General features: G+C 64.6%; 13 protein-coding genes and 1 tRNA gene. 10 read left to right on the top strand and 4 right to left on the bottom strand.

Annotated elements, in window-relative coordinates:
* Positions 1 to 17: 17 nt before the first annotated feature.
* From N2602_RS11390 to N2602_RS11380, 3 genes are read right to left on the bottom strand one after another with little or no spacing between them, the layout of a single operon-like run.
* Complete coding sequence (locus N2602_RS11390; protein WP_260382684.1) at positions 18 to 863, bottom strand: carbohydrate ABC transporter permease; 846 nt, start codon at positions 861 to 863, stop codon at positions 18 to 20.
* Positions 856 to 1,797: a carbohydrate ABC transporter permease gene (locus tag N2602_RS11385; protein WP_260382683.1), complete on the bottom strand. Its 942-nt coding sequence runs from the start codon at positions 1,795 to 1,797 to the stop codon at positions 856 to 858. The genes N2602_RS11390 and N2602_RS11385 overlap by 8 nt, the downstream gene beginning before the upstream one ends.
* Positions 1,798 to 1,799: 2 nt before the next feature.
* A complete protein-coding gene (locus tag N2602_RS11380; protein ID WP_172783840.1) occupies positions 1,800 to 3,065 on the bottom strand; it encodes an extracellular solute-binding protein in 1,266 nt (421 codons plus the stop codon).
* Between the two features lie 164 nt (positions 3,066 to 3,229).
* On the opposite strand from N2602_RS11380, the gene N2602_RS11375 reads away from it, so the two are divergent.
* From N2602_RS11375 to N2602_RS11365, 3 genes are all read left to right on the top strand, one after another.
* Positions 3,230 to 3,988 (top strand): SDR family NAD(P)-dependent oxidoreductase, encoded by a 759-nt coding sequence (locus N2602_RS11375; protein ID WP_172783839.1) that lies wholly within the window; start codon positions 3,230 to 3,232, stop codon positions 3,986 to 3,988.
* Between the two features lie 495 nt (positions 3,989 to 4,483).
* Complete coding sequence (locus N2602_RS11370) at positions 4,484 to 4,762, top strand: hypothetical protein (protein ID WP_172783838.1); 279 nt, start codon at positions 4,484 to 4,486, stop codon at positions 4,760 to 4,762.
* Positions 4,763 to 4,871: 109 nt separating this feature from the next.
* A complete protein-coding gene (locus N2602_RS11365) occupies positions 4,872 to 5,108 on the top strand; it encodes a hypothetical protein (protein ID WP_172783831.1) in 237 nt (78 codons plus the stop codon).
* 74 nt (positions 5,109 to 5,182) lie between these two features.
* Here the strand turns inward: N2602_RS11365 and N2602_RS11360 are convergent.
* A tRNA-Gln gene (locus tag N2602_RS11360) sits at positions 5,183 to 5,257 on the bottom strand.
* A gap of 249 nt (positions 5,258 to 5,506) precedes the next feature.
* On the opposite strand from N2602_RS11360, the gene N2602_RS11355 reads away from it, so the two are divergent.
* From N2602_RS11355 to N2602_RS11325, 7 genes are all read left to right on the top strand, one after another.
* Positions 5,507 to 7,285, top strand: coding sequence for an acyl-CoA dehydrogenase (locus tag N2602_RS11355; RefSeq protein ID WP_172787370.1), 1,779 nt, complete (start codon positions 5,507 to 5,509; stop codon positions 7,283 to 7,285).
* Between the two features lie 225 nt (positions 7,286 to 7,510).
* Positions 7,511 to 8,269 (top strand): enoyl-CoA hydratase-related protein, encoded by a 759-nt coding sequence (locus tag N2602_RS11350; RefSeq protein ID WP_172787369.1) that lies wholly within the window; start codon positions 7,511 to 7,513, stop codon positions 8,267 to 8,269.
* Positions 8,270 to 8,329: 60 nt separating this feature from the next.
* Positions 8,330 to 9,988 carry a bifunctional UDP-sugar hydrolase/5'-nucleotidase gene (locus N2602_RS11345; RefSeq protein WP_260382682.1) on the top strand — a complete coding sequence of 553 codons (1,659 nt, stop codon included), beginning with the start codon at positions 8,330 to 8,332 and terminating at the stop codon, positions 9,986 to 9,988.
* 122 nt (positions 9,989 to 10,110) lie between these two features.
* Positions 10,111 to 11,040: a histone deacetylase family protein gene (locus N2602_RS11340; protein WP_172787367.1), complete on the top strand. Its 930-nt coding sequence runs from the start codon at positions 10,111 to 10,113 to the stop codon at positions 11,038 to 11,040.
* Positions 11,041 to 11,113: 73 nt separating this feature from the next.
* Positions 11,114 to 11,365 carry an exodeoxyribonuclease VII small subunit gene (locus tag N2602_RS11335; protein WP_008132970.1) on the top strand — a complete coding sequence of 84 codons (252 nt, stop codon included), beginning with the start codon at positions 11,114 to 11,116 and terminating at the stop codon, positions 11,363 to 11,365.
* A 612-nt stretch (positions 11,366 to 11,977) separates the two neighbouring features.
* Positions 11,978 to 13,906, top strand: coding sequence for a 1-deoxy-D-xylulose-5-phosphate synthase (gene dxs, locus N2602_RS11330; RefSeq protein WP_172787366.1), 1,929 nt, complete (start codon positions 11,978 to 11,980; stop codon positions 13,904 to 13,906).
* Positions 13,907 to 14,099: 193 nt separating this feature from the next.
* A complete protein-coding gene (locus N2602_RS11325; protein WP_260382681.1) occupies positions 14,100 to 14,654 on the top strand; it encodes a nucleoside 2-deoxyribosyltransferase in 555 nt (184 codons plus the stop codon).
* The last annotated feature ends 64 nt before the right edge of the window (positions 14,655 to 14,718 follow it).

The following is a 14,718-nucleotide window of genomic DNA, read 5'->3' as shown; positions in this document are numbered from 1 at the left end:
TGATCTCCTCAGATGGCTCATCCCTTGACCGCGCCTGCGGTGAGGCCGGCCACGATGTGCTTCTGCGCCAGCAGGAACAGAATGATCGTGGGCAGGATGGTGAGCGTGATGAAGGCCAGGATCAGGTGCCATTCGGACGAGTATTCGCCCTGGTAGACCATGATGCCGAGCGGCCAGGGATACAGCGCATCGGTGTTCAGCATCACCAGCGGCAGCAGATAGGCGTTCCAGCTGTTGACGAAGGTGATGGTGCCGACGGTCGCCAGGATCGGACGCGACAAAGGCAGCGTCACATAGCGGAAGAAATTGATGTAGCTGCAGCCGTCCACCAGCGCGGCCTCGAGCAGCTCATATGGAATGTCCTTGAAGAAGCGGCGCAACAGCAGCACGCTCATGGCGAGGCTGAACGCCACCTGCGGCAGCGCGACGCCGAAATAGGTGTCGAGCAGGCCGAGATCCCGCACCTTGATGAACAGAGGCAGCACGGCGGTCGCAGCGGGAAACAGCAAGCCCAGCGTCAGATAGCTGAGCAGCATCGATGAGCCGAAGAACCTGACATGGGCGAAGGTGAACGCGGCCATCGAAGCCGTGATCAGGGTCAGCGTCACCGCCAGCGTCGAGATAACAAGCGAATTGCGCAGGAGCTGCCAATAACGCGCCGAGAACAGGATGTCGGCGTAGTTCTGCCACTCCCAGTGTCTGGGCAGGCCGAACGGATTGACGCGGAGTTCGCCGAGCGACTTGAAGCCGCCGAGCAGGGTTGCAAGCAGCGGCACCAGGACGAAGATCGCGACCAGGCCGAGGAACAGCGCCTTGAACAGCACGGCGGGATCGAATGCGCTTCTGGTCCCTGCACTATTCATCGCGCATGAACCATCGCTTGTAGGTGAAGGCAAAGGTCACGCAGATCGCGAACAGGATGACGCCGATGGCGCTGCCATAGCCGACCCGCATGCGCGAGATGCCGTTGTTGTAGAGAAAGCTCACCATCGTGTTCGAGGAATCGGCCGGTCCGCCGCGCGTCAGCGGCATGACGAGATCGAACAGCTGCAGGGAGCCGATGATGGCGAAGAACACCGACAGGCGGATCGTGGGATAGAGCAAGGGGATCACGACGTGGCGCAGCGTCTGCGTCCGCGTCGCGCCGTCGATCCGGGCGGCCTCGACCAGGCTCTTGTCGAGGCTTTGCAGCGCGGCGATGAACAGCATCATGTGGAAGCCGAAATACTTCCAGACCACCACGATCAGCACCGCCAGCATCGCCGTGTCGGTCGAAGCCAGGAGATGCGGAGGCTCGGCGCCGAAGGCGCGCCAGACCGAGGCGACGAGGCCGTAGTCGCCGTCATAGACGAAGCTGAAGATCAGGCCGGTTGCGATCTCGGCGAGGATATAGGGCATGAAGAACAGCATGCGCAGCGCCACAGCGCCGCGAAAGCGTTCCGCGAGCATCAGGGCAAGCGTGAGCGCAAGCGGCAGCTGGACGGCGAGCGAAACGGCGATGATCAGCCCGTTGTTGCGCAGCGCGAGCCAGAAGGCCCGCGTCTCCAGCACGAAGCGGTAATTGTCGAAGCCGATCCAGTTCGTCGGCCTGCCGAACCCGTTCCAGTTGAAGGCCGAGTACCAGGCGGCCTCGCCGATCGGCAGCACCACGAAAAGCGTGAACAGCAGCAGCGCGGGCGGCAGGAACAGGATCAGGACCGTGAAGCGTCCATCCCAGCCCGGACCACGAACCGCGACCTGAGGAGCCGCCTCGCCGGCAACGCCGACCGGCGAGGTGATCGCGATCCGTCGCGCCACGGTCAGTTGCCTTGCTTGTACGCCGCTTGGATGGCTTTCGCAGCGTCCTGCGGGCTCATGCTGCCGCCGGCGATCTCCGCCGTGACGTCGTTAACGACGCGACCGACCGAGGGGCCGAGGCTCTGGTCATAGAAGTTCTGATGATAGTTGGACTTCGCCAGGTTGGCCGCGATCTGCTTCATGAAGGCGCTGTTGAGGCCGGCCTCGCCGCCCTTGACGACGGGAACGATGAAGTTGCCGGCGGCAAGCCGCGCCTGCACGTCCTTGGAGATAAAGAATTTCAGGAAGTCGGTGGCTTCCTTGGGCGCCCCCTTGGTGATCAGCCAGCCGGTGATGCCACCGAGCGTGTCTGACGGCTCACCCTTGCCGCCGGGTACGACCGGAAAATCGAACCAGCCAAGCTTGTCGTCGCCGAGACCGACCTTGTCGGCGGCGAGCGCGCGCTGGGTGTGGTAAAAGGACGAGATGGCCAGGATCATCGCGGCCTTGCCGTCCCCGAAATAGCCGACGGCCTGCGGGTTCTTGAAGCCGAGGAAGCCATTCTGGAACGGCTGGAGATCGACCAGCTGCTTGAACAGCTCGCCGGATTTCTGGAAGGTCTCCCCGGCGAAGCCACCATTCTCACCCTTCAGCGCTGCATCGAAGGCCGGCTTGCCGCCGACGCGCACTGCGAGATGCGTCCAGTAGAAATGCAGCGGCCATTTGTCGGCACCGCCAACCACAATCGGCGTAACACCCGCGGCCTTCAGCGTTTTCACCGCGCCGAGCAGATCGTCCCATGTCTTGATCTTGCTTGCATCGACATTACCCTTGGCCATCAAATCCTTGTTGTAGAGGAAGCCGACCTGCGAGAGCGCGGTCGGCAGGCCAAAGACCTTGCCGTTGCTGGTGAACGCCGCGAGCGCCGCCGGTGCGATCGTGTCGCTGTAGCCGCCGCTCTTCACAGAATCGGTGATGTCTTCCAGAACGCCCGCTTCGACCTGCGCCTTCAGCACTCCGCCGGCCCAGCTATAGATGATGTGCGGCCGGTCCTTCGATTGCAGGATGGTCGGCAGCTTGGCCTTGTAGGCCTCGTTCTCGAGGAACTGCATCTCGACCTTCACACCGGGGTGCGACGCCTCATAGCTGCGCGCGACCTCCTCCCAGATCTTCACCTGGGCCGGGTTGACCTCGATGTGCAGCCATTTGACCGTGGTGTCGGCTGACGCGGAACTGGCCCAAAGCAGGCATGCGACAGCAGCGAGTCCCAGTTTCCCGAGCGATCTCATCACATCCTCCCAACCGACTGTTATTCTTTGACGCAATCCTGCCCTCAATTTTTGAGGTACGCAACACAAAATCTGATCTATGCACCTCACCAGCGGAATGGCTAAGGTTCAAAAAAGAGTCGGTCGCGGCCCGCCGCGCCGGCCGCAACAAAACGAGGTGCCCAATGGCCGCCATCTATTCCGACCTCGCCGGCAAGGTCGTGCTCGTCACCGGTGGCGCAGCCGGAATCGGCGCTGCGATCGTGCGCCGTTTTGCGGACCAGAAATCCACGGTGGTGTTCTTCGACATCAAGATCGACGAGGGACAGCGCCTGGCACGTGAGCTGTCCGACCAGGGACTGGCCGCGCATTTCCAGCACGTCGATCTCACCGACATCGGCGCGCTGCGTGCCGGCGTCGTCGCGGCACGCAAGGCTCATGGCCCGATCAACATCCTGATCAACAACGCCGCGCATGACGAGCGGCACAACACCGAGGAGATGACGCCGGACTATTGGGACGACCGCATCGCGGTGAATCTGAAGCACCAGTTCTTTGCATCGCAGGCCGTGTTGCCGGACATGAAGGCGGCCAATGCCGGCGCGATCATCAATTTCGGCTCGGTGTCGTGGATCGCAGGACAAGGCGGCATGGCCGCCTACACCGCCAGCAAGTCAGGCGTGATCGGGTTGACGCGCTCGCTGGCGCGCGACTATGGCCCCTACAACATCCGCGTCAATGCGATCGCGCCGGGCTGGATCATGACCGAGCGGCAGCTCGAGAAATGGATGACGCCGGCCGGCGAGATCGAGCTGCAGCAGCGACAATGCCTGAAGCGCAGGCTCATGCCGGACGAAGTTGCGAAGTTCACCGTCTTCCTCGCCTCCGACGAGGCCTCCGCCTGCACCGCCCAGCATTACATCGTCGACGGCGGCTGGGTCTGAGATGTCGCGCGAGGCCGGCCGATGCCCTCGCTCAACGTCTTGCCGCTGGCGACATTGACGAAGTGCAGCGAAGCGCAAGCTGGACAGCGGACGGGGACGTGCGTGTCCGCGGCGTCGGAGGTTGTGCCGGGAAGCCAGTGCTGCACGTTCATGCCCGTGCGGGGGCACTTGAAGATGACGTTGCGCTCCATGCCGTAAATATGCGCGCGGCGCGGCGGCCTTGAAATTGCGGGCCAATACTTAGGCAAATGTCCTGAACGGATTCACGCGGGAAGCGGCCAAGATCTCGCGCAGCGCTTGTGGGCAAGTTGCCAATCGAGAGCATCCGCGGCCTTGAGCTGGATCAAGACAGGTTTGTGACACGGACTATAGCCTTGTGTCGGCGTCGGGAACGCTTTTTCGAGGCCCCTTGCCGGAGCGAGCGACGTTCGGAATCCGAGGCATTGCCGGCGCCGCTTTCTCGGCAACGGACGACGCCCGATCAGGAGAACGGACATGCTTGCCGACATTGACACCGACGATCTCACCGAGGTCGTGCGCTATGCCCTGGAGACGACCCGCGCGACGACGGCCTGCCCCTTCCATTGCGACGTGATCGTCCGCATCGGCGATGACGCCGCCGAGAGCCACGCCTTCGAACGTGCCAAGCGAATCGTCAGATGCGACGGCGCGGAATGGGACAAGGAGGCCCTCAGGGCCGAGCTTGGCCGTCAGCTCGGCGCAGCCGCAGACGGGCGCTGCCCGAAGTGCGATCCGACCGCCTCGTGCACCTAGCGCGCCGCGATTGGTTCCTTTGCAGGATTCTGCGTCGACGCAACGCGCCGACGACGTGCCAGCGCAGATCGTCGCCGCCCCGGCGGCTTAACTTGTGTGAAGGCCGCAGATGCAATTGACCCTTAGCCTGAACGACGCGCGTCGTGCACCAGAGGTCGGACGTTCCGTGAAAGTGACAAAGCCGATCGCCTCCATCATCCGGGGCAGATCCAAGACGGATAGCCCGCCGCCGGACGGGGACGACGAACGTCAGCTGCCGCCATCGACCGAGAGGCGTCAGGTCGTCGATGAGTACGCCGAAAACCTGCGGAAGATCATCCGGAGACTGCTTGGAAGGCTGAACTGATCGCGCTTGCGCGCATCCTTGGCCGCTTTGCCCGAACCAGTCGACCGCCTTGCGAACTTGCTGAACGGGGATTCTGGCTGGGGCGGGAGGGATCGAACCTCCGAATGGCGGAATCAAAATCCGCTGCCTTACCGCTTGGCTACGCCCCAACAGACGACGAACGGAACGGGTCGAACCGGCACCCGCAGATTCCCGTCGGTCGCTGCCGGTCTATAGGGAGCGGCGGGGCATTTCAACCGCCTGGAGGGGCAAAAAGGGCCAGGCGGCTGGCGGCCAACACTCTATTCTGGGCCCGAATGGCCTCCCCGTTCCGGCCAGACGATCCTGCGTCCCGGCAGTTGAGACCGCCCCCGTTTCATGGGAATACGGCGCCAACAATTGTTCTCGGGGAGTGAGCCATGACCTACCGCGCGCCGATTTCTGACATGCTGCTGTCGCTCAACCATGGCGCGGGCCTCAAGGCCGCCTTGGAGGCCGGCCATTACGGCGATTTCGACGCCGACATTGCCGCGGCCGTGCTGGAGGAAGCCGGCAAGTTCGCAGCCGACGTGCTGGCGCCGCTCAACAAGGTCGGCGACGAGCACGGCATCAAGCTCGAAGGCGGCAAGGTCACGACCGCGCCGGGCTGGCCTGACGCCTACAAGCGCTGGACCGAGGGCGGCTGGAACGCGGTGTCCGGCCCCGAAGATTTCGGCGGCCAGGGCCTGCCGCTCGCGATCAACGCCGCCTGCTCCGAGATCTGGAGCGCTGCCAACGTCGCCTTCGGCCTCTGCCCGCTGCTGACGGCGTCGGCGATCGAGGCGCTGGAGGCCCATGGCAGCGACGAGCTGAAGACAATCTATCTCGAAAAGCTCGTCTCCGGCGAATGGACCGGCACGATGCAGCTGACCGAGCCGCAGGCCGGCTCCGACGTCGGCGCGCTGCGCACCCGCGCCGAAAAGCAGGCGGACGGCACCTATCGCATCAAGGGGACGAAGATCTTCATCACCTATGGCGAGCACGACATGACCGACAACATCGTGCATTTCGTGCTGGCGCGTCTGCCCGATGCGCCCGCCGGCACCAAGGGGATTTCTCTCTTTCTTGTTCCCAAGTTCATGGTCAACGCCGACGGCTCGCTGGGGCAGCGCAACGACATCTATGCCAGCGGCGTGGAGCACAAGCTCGGCATGCATGCCTCGCCGACCTGCACCATGACCATGGGCGACCATGGCGGCGCGATCGGCTTTCTGATCGGCGAAGAGAACCAGGGCATGCGCTGCATGTTCACGATGATGAACCAGGCCCGCCTCGGCGTCGGCCTGGAGGGCGTCGGCGTCGCCGACCGCGCCTACCAGCAGGCCCTATCGTACGCGCAGGAGCGCCGCCAAGGCCGCGCGGTCGGCAAGACAGGCGACGGCTCGGATGCGATCTTCGTGCATCCCGACGTCAAGCGCATGCTGATGCGGATGCGGGCGCAGACCGCGGCCGCGCGCACCATCTGCTATGCGACCGCCGTCGCGATCGACGTCTCGATCCGCGCCAAGGATCCGAAGGTGCGCACTGAAGCAGCCGCGCGCGCGGCGCTGCTGACGCCGATGGCCAAGGCCTATTCCACCGATATCGGCAACGAGGTCGCCTATCTCGGCGTGCAGGTGCATGGCGGCATGGGCTTCATCGAGGAGACCGGCGCGGCCCAGCATTACCGCGATGCCCGCATCACCGCGATCTACGAGGGCACCAACGGCATCCAGGCGATCGATCTCGTCACGCGCAAGTTAGCTGCCAATGGCGGCGCTTCGGTGTGGGCGCTGCTCGACGAGCTCTCGGCAACCGTCAAGAAGGTGGAGGCCTCCAACGATCCCGCCTTCGGCACCACGGCCGCCAAGCTGCGCGAGGCGCTCGACGCGCTGGCGCGCACCAGCAAATGGCTGTTGGAGCGCGTTGCCTCCGCGCCGAACGACGCGCTTGCGGGCGCGACGCCGTATCTGCAGCAATTCGGCGCGACGCTCGGCGGCTGCCTGCTCGCCTCCGAGGCGCTCGCCGCCAAGGCCGAAGGCCTCGGCGATGCGCCACGCTACGTCGCGCTGGCGCGCTTCTTCGCCGAGAACATCACGGTGCAGGCGGGCGCGCTCGAGCGCACCGTGACCGAGAGCGCGGAATCGGTCGCGGCGGCGGATGCGGCGTTGCTGGGGTAAGAAGACCTGTAGCGCGGATGGAGCGGCAGCGTAATCCGGGGCGGGTGTCTCTCGTGGCGGGCGACCACCGGCTTTTTCTAAGCGTTTTGTCGCAATTGTTGCGATGCGCTACGGTGCCATGTGGGAATACGCCGAAAGATTGAGCCGGCGCATTGGCACGCCTGCGGGATGATGTAGGCTATTGCCTGGCGAGACTCGCGAAGCGGCGAGCGCAAGGGGGCTCTCATGGCGAATGGCAATATCGTCGTCACCGAAGAGCGCGGAACGCGCGTGATCACCCTGCGCCGCCCGGGCAAGAAGAACGCGATCACCCAGGACATGTACCGGGAGATGAGCCACGCCATCGACACCGCCCAGAACAATCCGGACATCCGCTGCATGATCATCACCGGCGGCTCGGGCGTCTTCACCGCCGGGGACGACATCGACGATTTTCTCCACGCCGACGCCTCGCGCCCCGAGATGCTGTCGAACGGCGTCAAATTCCTCTACTCGCTCGCCCTCAATGCCAAGCCGATCATCGCCGCCGTCGACGGCGCCTCGATCGGGATGGGCACCGTGATGCTGTTCCACTGCGATTATGTACTGGCCTCGAACGCTGCGACCTTCTCCGCGCCCTACATCCATCTCGGGCTGGTGCCGGTCGGCGCGGCCAGCCTGTTGATGCCGAACACGATGGGCTACCAGCGCGCCTTCGCGATGCTGGTGATGGGGCGGAGCTTCACCGCCGCGGAGGCCCATGCCGCAGGCTTCGTCAACACCGTGGTCTCGCCGGGACATACCGAGGTCGAGGCGCGCAAGGTGGCGCGCGAGATCTGCCGGCTGCCGGCCGAGGCGGTTGCGATCTCGCGCAAGCTGCTGCGCGCGCCGCCCGAAGAGCTGACCCGCCGCATCGACCAGGAAGGCCATCTGTTCGGCGACCGGCTCAGGTCGGAGGAGGCGATCGCTGCGTTCAATGCGTTCGCGAACAGGAAGAAGCGGTGAGGTGCTGCGCGTCGCGAGAACTTTCGTGAAATCTTCGCGCGCTACGACTAGTCTGGTTCCATGCGATACGTAGTTCCATCCATCCTTGCCGCACTCGCCCTCGCCACCCTGCCCGCTTCGGCCCAGAGCACAGCCCCCGTCGAGCTGCGCGTTCTCGCGATCAACGATTTCCACGGCAATCTGCGGCCGCCGCCGGGCGGCATCCGCATCAATGACCCCGAGGACAAGTCCAGGAAGGTGACGGTGGCGGCCGGCGGCGCCGAGTACATGGCGACGCTGGTGAAGCAGCTGCGCGAAGGGCACAAGAACACCGTCTTCGTCGCCGCGGGCGACCTGATCGGCGCGAGCCCGTTTCTGTCGGCGATGTTTCACGACGAGCCGTCGATCGAAGCGCTCTCGATGATGGGCCTTGCGATCAGCTCGGTCGGCAATCACGAATTCGACGAGGGCAAGACCGAGCTTCTGCGCATGCAGAACGGCGGCTGCCATCCCGTCGACGGCTGCCAGGGACCGCATCCCTTCGCGGGCGCCAAATTCCATTATCTCGCGGCCTCCACCGTCGAGACTGCGACCGGCAAGAGCGTGCTGCCGCCCTACGAGATCCGGGAATTCGACGGCGTTCCCGTCGCCTTCATCGGCCTGACCTTGAAGGAGACCGCCGGCATCGTCTCGCCAGCGGGCATCGCCGGGCTCGAATTCCGCGACGAGGCCGAGACGGTGAATGCGCTGGTGCCGCAGCTGAAGGCGCGCGGCGTCGAAGCGATCGTGGTGCTGATCCACCAGGGCGGCGATCCCGCCGGCGACTACAATGAATGCCCTGCGATCACGGGACCGATCGTCGACATCGTCAGGAAGTTCGACCGTGCCGTCGACGTCGTCGTCAGCGGCCACACCCATCGCGCCTATGTCTGCGATATCGACGGGCGGCTCGTCACCAGCGGCGACAAATACGGCACGCTCGTCACCGCGATCGACCTCAAACTCGATCCCGCAACGCGCGACATCGTCGGCGCCAAGGCCGAGAACGTCATCGTCGCCAATGCTTCGCTGGCCAGGGATCCCGAGCAGACCGCATTGATCGACGCCTACGACAAGCTCTCCGCGCCGATCGCCAACCGGCCGGCCGGCTCGGTGACGCAGACATTGTCGCGCGTGCCGAACGAGGCCGGCGAAAGCGCGCTCGGCGATATCATCGCCGACGCGCAATTGCTCGCAACCCGCGATACGAAGGATGGCAGCGCTGTCATTGCGCTCACCAATCCCGGCGGCATCCGCACCGACATCGTTCCGAAGGAGAACGGCGCCATCACGTTCGGCGACGTCTTCGCCAGCCAGCCGTTCCGCAACCGCCTCGTCACCATGACGCTGACGGGCAGCCAGCTCAAGGACATGCTCGAGCAGCAATGGCTGGACCCGAAGCGGCCGCGGATTCTCCAGGTGTCGAACGGCTTCAGCTATACTTGGGATGCTTCAAAGCCGTTCGGCGAGCGCATCAGCCTCGAGAGGATGACGCTCAACGGCAGGCCGATCGAGGCTGGAAGCGGCTACCGCGTCACGCTGAACGATTACCTCGCCGTCGGCGGAGATGGGTTTACCGTCGCCAAGCAGGGCACGGCGCCGCAATATGGCGGCTACGATGCGGACGCGCTGTTCGCGTTCTTTAGGGCGCACGGGCCGGTCGGTCCGCTGCCGCCCACCCGCATCCTGCGGGTGGATTGATCCGGATCAAGCGGGCAGGCCTTTGCCATTCCCGGCCAAGCGCCTAGATTGGGTTTTGCATTGCGTTTTGGCGCCGGATGCGCCAACGACGGCAAAAGCCCGCATCCCATGAGGCCGACCTGATGAGCACGCTTCTCCTTTCCCACAAGGCCTGCCTCGACCATGTCACGCCGCCGGGACACCCTGAGCGGCCGGATCGCCTGCGCGCGGTGGAAGAAGCTTTGTCGCATGAGCGCTTCCAGTTCCTGGCGCGCGATGAGGCGCCGGAGGGCGATCTCGATCTCGTCACGCTCTGCCACAACGAGCACTACGTCACCGAGCTGCGCCACATCGCCCCGACCAGCGGGCAGGTCTATATCGACGGCGACACCTCGATGTCCCCCGGCACGTGGGAGGCGGTGATGCGCGGCGTCGGCGGCGCGGTGGCGGCGACCGAAGCGGTGATGGCGGGCGAGCATCGCAACGCCTTCGTCGCGGTGCGCCCGCCCGGACATCACGCCGAGATCGGCAAGCCGATGGGCTTCTGCTTCTTCGACAACGTCGCGATCGCCGCGCGCCACGCCCAGCGCAAATACGGCATCAAGCGCGCGGCCATCGTCGATTTCGACGTGCATCACGGCAACGGCACGCAGGACATCTTCTGGTCGGACCCGACCGTGATGTATTGCTCGACGCACCAGATGCCGCTGTTTCCGGGCACCGGCGCCAAGGGCGAGCGCGGCGATCACGACACCATCGTCAATGCGCCGCTCGCCTCCGAGGATGGCGGCCCGGAATTCCGCTCCGCGTTCGAGAATCTGATCCTGCCGCAGCTCGAGAAATTCAGCCCCGAGCTGCTGATCATCTCGGCCGGCTTCGATGCGCATTATCGCGATCCGCTGGCTTCGCTGAACCTGCGCGCGGAGGACTATGCCTGGGTGACGCGCAAGCTGATGGATCTCGCCGACAAGACCGCTGGTAGCCGCATTGTTTCGGTGCTCGAGGGCGGCTATGACCTGCAGGGACTGAAAGAATCTGTTACGGCGCATGTCGGCGCCCTGATGGGCGCTTGACGCACCCGCCACATTACGCCCGCAAAACTCTGCTTTCTCCAAGGTGAAGCGAAGCGGGCAATCGGAAACGGATATGGCCGAAAATACGCAAGTCGACGTCTCCAGGCTCACCTTCGAGCGCGCGATCGAGGAACTCGAAACGATCGTGAAGCGGCTCGAGGACGGCAAGGTGCCGCTCGAGGAATCCGTGACGATCTACGAGCGCGGCGAGGCGCTGAAGCGCCGCTGCGAGGAGTTGCTGCGCCAGGCCGAGGCGCGCGTCGACAAGATCACCACCGATGCCAGCGGCCAGGCCACCGGCACTGCGCCGCTCGACGTCCAATAAAGAGTGCTTTCCCGCTCAGTCTCCAGCGCGAGACGCGACGGCAGGTCCGCGCAAAATGTCTTCGCGGGGAGCGTGGCCGCTGCATCCTTTTGGGATCGCACGGCGCAGTTCCCGGCCGGCAGCGGTTCCGGGAGTAAATCGATAACGTCCCCGCCCCAGAATCGGGCCTTGAAGGCGAGAAAAGCTCCGATTCCGGGCAAAAAAGCCAGCCAGGAGCAAGGCCGGAACCCCTTACCCCCGGCCAAGGTTAACCACTCTGGCCCGCGAGTTGCACTTGCATACCCCTAATCGGCCCAGCGGGTTGGCTTTGGCCCAAGCTTTGGTGTAAAGCTGCGCGGAGTGTGGCTTTTTGCGAGCCTTGCGTGGGCACTGATTACCGACGACAAGTGCTTCAAACTGCTGTTGAAATTGGCTTGGGACGGACGAAGCCGATCTAAGTGACAGGGATCACAGAGACTGAACCGGAGCGCACTTAAGCTTACCTAAGCTTGAAGGCGGGGCCTTGCCCCGTGCAGGTGGCTCCGACGGTTATAGGACTCGCGCTGCGCCGATATTGTGCAAACCCATCGCGCACCGGAATGACCTTCCGGTGCTGACAAATTGGAAATCGCCGTGAACGCATACAGTAAGACGCCGCTTCTCGACACCATCCGGACACCGGAAGACCTGCGCAAGCTCAAGGTCGAGCAGGTACGCCAGGTTGCCGACGAGCTGCGGCAGGAGACCATCGATGCCGTCTCGGTGACCGGCGGTCACTTCGGCGCGGGCCTCGGCGTGGTCGAGCTCACCACCGCGATCCATTACGTCTTCGATACGCCGCGCGACCGGCTGATCTGGGACGTCGGCCACCAGGCCTATCCGCACAAGATCCTCACCGGCCGGCGCGACCGCATCCGCACGCTGCGCACCGGCGGCGGCCTGTCCGGCTTCACCAAGCGCAGCGAGAGCGATTACGATCCGTTCGGCGCGGCGCATTCCTCGACCTCGATCTCCGCCGGCCTCGGCATGGCCGTGGCGCGCGACCTCTCCGGCGGCAAGAACAACGTTATCGCCGTGATCGGTGACGGCGCGATGTCGGCCGGCATGGCCTATGAAGCCATGAACAATGCGGGTGCGATGAACTCGCGCCTGATCGTCATTCTCAACGACAACGACATGTCGATCGCGCCGCCGGTCGGCGCCATGAGCGCCTATCTGTCGCGCCTCTACTCCGGCAAGACCTATCGCACGCTGCGCGATGCGGCCAAGCAGATCAACAAGCGCCTGCCCAAGATCCTCGCCAACCGCGCCAATCGCGTCGAGGAATATTCCCGCGGCTTCATGATGGACGGCGGCACGCTGTTCGAGGAGCTCGGCTTCTACTATGTCGGCCCGATCGACGGCCACAACCTCGACCATCTCCTGCCCGTGCTGAAGAACGTCCGCGACATGGAGACCGGCCCGATCCTGGTCCACGTCGTGACGCAGAAGGGCAAGGGCTACGGCCCGGCGGAAGCTTCCGCCGACAAGTATCACGCCGTCGTCAAGTTCGACGTCGCGACCGGCACGCAGGCCAAGGCCAAGCCGAATGCGCCGGCCTATCAGAACGTGTTCGGCCAGAGCCTCGTCAAGGAAGCGCAGAAGGACGACAAGATCGTCGCCATCACCGCGGCGATGCCGTCGGGCACCGGCGTCGACATCTTCAACAAGGCCTTCCCCGACCGCACCTTCGACGTCGGCATCGCCGAGCAGCACGCGGTGACCTTTGCCGCGGGTCTTGCGACCGAAGGCTACAAGCCGTTCTGCGCGATCTACTCGACCTTCCTGCAGCGCGGCTACGACCAGATCGTGCACGACGTCGCGATCCAGAACCTGCCCGTCCGCTTCGCCATCGACCGCGCCGGCCTCGTCGGCGCCGACGGCGCGACCCATGCCGGCTCGTTCGACAACGCCTATCTCGGCTGCCTGCCCAACATGGTGATCATGGCAGCTAGCGATGAAGCCGAGCTGGTGCACATGGTGGCGACCCAGGTTGCGATCAACGACCGCCCGAGCTCGCTGCGCTATCCGCGCGGCGAAGGCCGCGGCATCGAGATGCCCGAGGTCGGCATTCCGCTCGAGATCGGCAAGGGCCGCATGATCCGCCAGGGCAGCAAGATCGCGCTGCTCTCCTTCGGCACGCGCCTCGCCGAATGCGAGAAGGCGGCCGACGAGCTCGCCGCCCACGGCCTGTCCACGACGATCGCCGATGCGCGCTTCATGAAGCCGCTCGACACCGAGCTGGTGCTCAAGCTCGCGCGCGACCATGAGATCCTGATCACGATCGAAGAAGGCTCGGTCGGCGGCTTCGGCTCGCATGTCGCGCAGTACCTGACCGACCAGGGCGTGCTCGACAGCGGCATGGTCAAGTTCCGCTCGATGGTGCTGCCCGACGTGTTCCAGGATCACGACACCCCGGCCGCGATGTACGCCCGCGCCGGCCTCGACGCCAAGGGCATCGTCGCCAAGGTGTTCGAGGCGCTCGGCAAGGACGTGAAGGCCGAGACGGTCAAGCTGGCTTGATACGTCGTACGGGCACCGGACCCACCTCTCCCATAGGGAGAGGTCGGATCGCGCAAGCGATCCGGGTGAGGGGTTCAGGTCCCACGTGAGAGCGTAACCCCTCACCCGCGCCTTCGGCGCGACCTCTCCCTCCGGGAGAGGTTTTGCACCGCCGACGCCGCGGCAACTCGATGCCTTCTTGGTCGGTAGTCCCATGAAAATCTATCTGGCAGGTCCCGACGTGTTCCTGCCGGATGCCATCGAGATCGGCCGGCGCAAGGTCGATATCTGCACGACGCACGGGATGACCGGCCTCTATCCCCTCGACAACGCCGTCGACCTCTCTGCGCCCGACGCCTCGCGGCAGATCTTTTGCGGCAACGAGGCGATGATGGACGCGGCCGATGCCATCATCGCCAACCTGACGCCGTTCCGCGGTGCCGGCGCCGATCCCGGCACCGTCTACGAGCTTGGCTACATGGCCGGACGCGGCAAGTTTTGTCTGGCCTATTCCAACGACGGCGCCGCCTATGCCGACCGCGTCTCGCGCTTCATGGAGGTCACCTCCGAGGACGGGCGGCTGGTCGATGCCCAGGGGCTGACGGTCGAGGATTTCGGGCTCGTCGACAATCTCATGATGATCCATGCGCTGGAGCTGCACGGCTGCCCGCTGGTGACACCGGCCGCGATGCCGATCGACGTCTGGCACGATCTTGTCGCGTTCGAGACTTGCGTCCGGATGGCGGCCGCGCGATTGATCGCTACATAGAGCATGATCCGGAAAAGTGTGCAGCGGTTTTCCGATAAGATCATGCTCACCAAATAAGCCTTCT

Source organism: Bradyrhizobium sp. NC92, assembly GCF_025200865.1.
Lineage (GTDB): Bacteria > Pseudomonadota > Alphaproteobacteria > Rhizobiales > Xanthobacteraceae > Bradyrhizobium.
This window is presented reverse-complemented; position numbering and strand designations above follow the sequence as displayed.

Coding starts and splice junctions, on each gene's coding strand:
- N2602_RS11390 (WP_260382684.1), bottom strand. CDS start 863: ATGAATAGTGCAGGGACCAGAAGCGCATTCGATCCCGCCGTGCTGTTC.
- N2602_RS11380 (WP_172783840.1), bottom strand. CDS start 3,065: ATGAGATCGCTCGGGAAACTGGGACTCGCTGCTGTCGCATGCCTGCTT.
- N2602_RS11375 (WP_172783839.1), top strand. CDS start 3,230: ATGGCCGCCATCTATTCCGACCTCGCCGGCAAGGTCGTGCTCGTCACC.
- N2602_RS11370 (WP_172783838.1), top strand. CDS start 4,484: ATGCTTGCCGACATTGACACCGACGATCTCACCGAGGTCGTGCGCTAT.
- N2602_RS11365 (WP_172783831.1), top strand. CDS start 4,872: ATGCAATTGACCCTTAGCCTGAACGACGCGCGTCGTGCACCAGAGGTC.
- N2602_RS11355 (WP_172787370.1), top strand. CDS start 5,507: ATGACCTACCGCGCGCCGATTTCTGACATGCTGCTGTCGCTCAACCAT.
- N2602_RS11350 (WP_172787369.1), top strand. CDS start 7,511: ATGGCGAATGGCAATATCGTCGTCACCGAAGAGCGCGGAACGCGCGTG.
- N2602_RS11345 (WP_260382682.1), top strand. CDS start 8,330: ATGCGATACGTAGTTCCATCCATCCTTGCCGCACTCGCCCTCGCCACC.
- N2602_RS11340 (WP_172787367.1), top strand. CDS start 10,111: ATGAGCACGCTTCTCCTTTCCCACAAGGCCTGCCTCGACCATGTCACG.
- N2602_RS11335 (WP_008132970.1), top strand. CDS start 11,114: ATGGCCGAAAATACGCAAGTCGACGTCTCCAGGCTCACCTTCGAGCGC.
- N2602_RS11325 (WP_260382681.1), top strand. CDS start 14,100: ATGAAAATCTATCTGGCAGGTCCCGACGTGTTCCTGCCGGATGCCATC.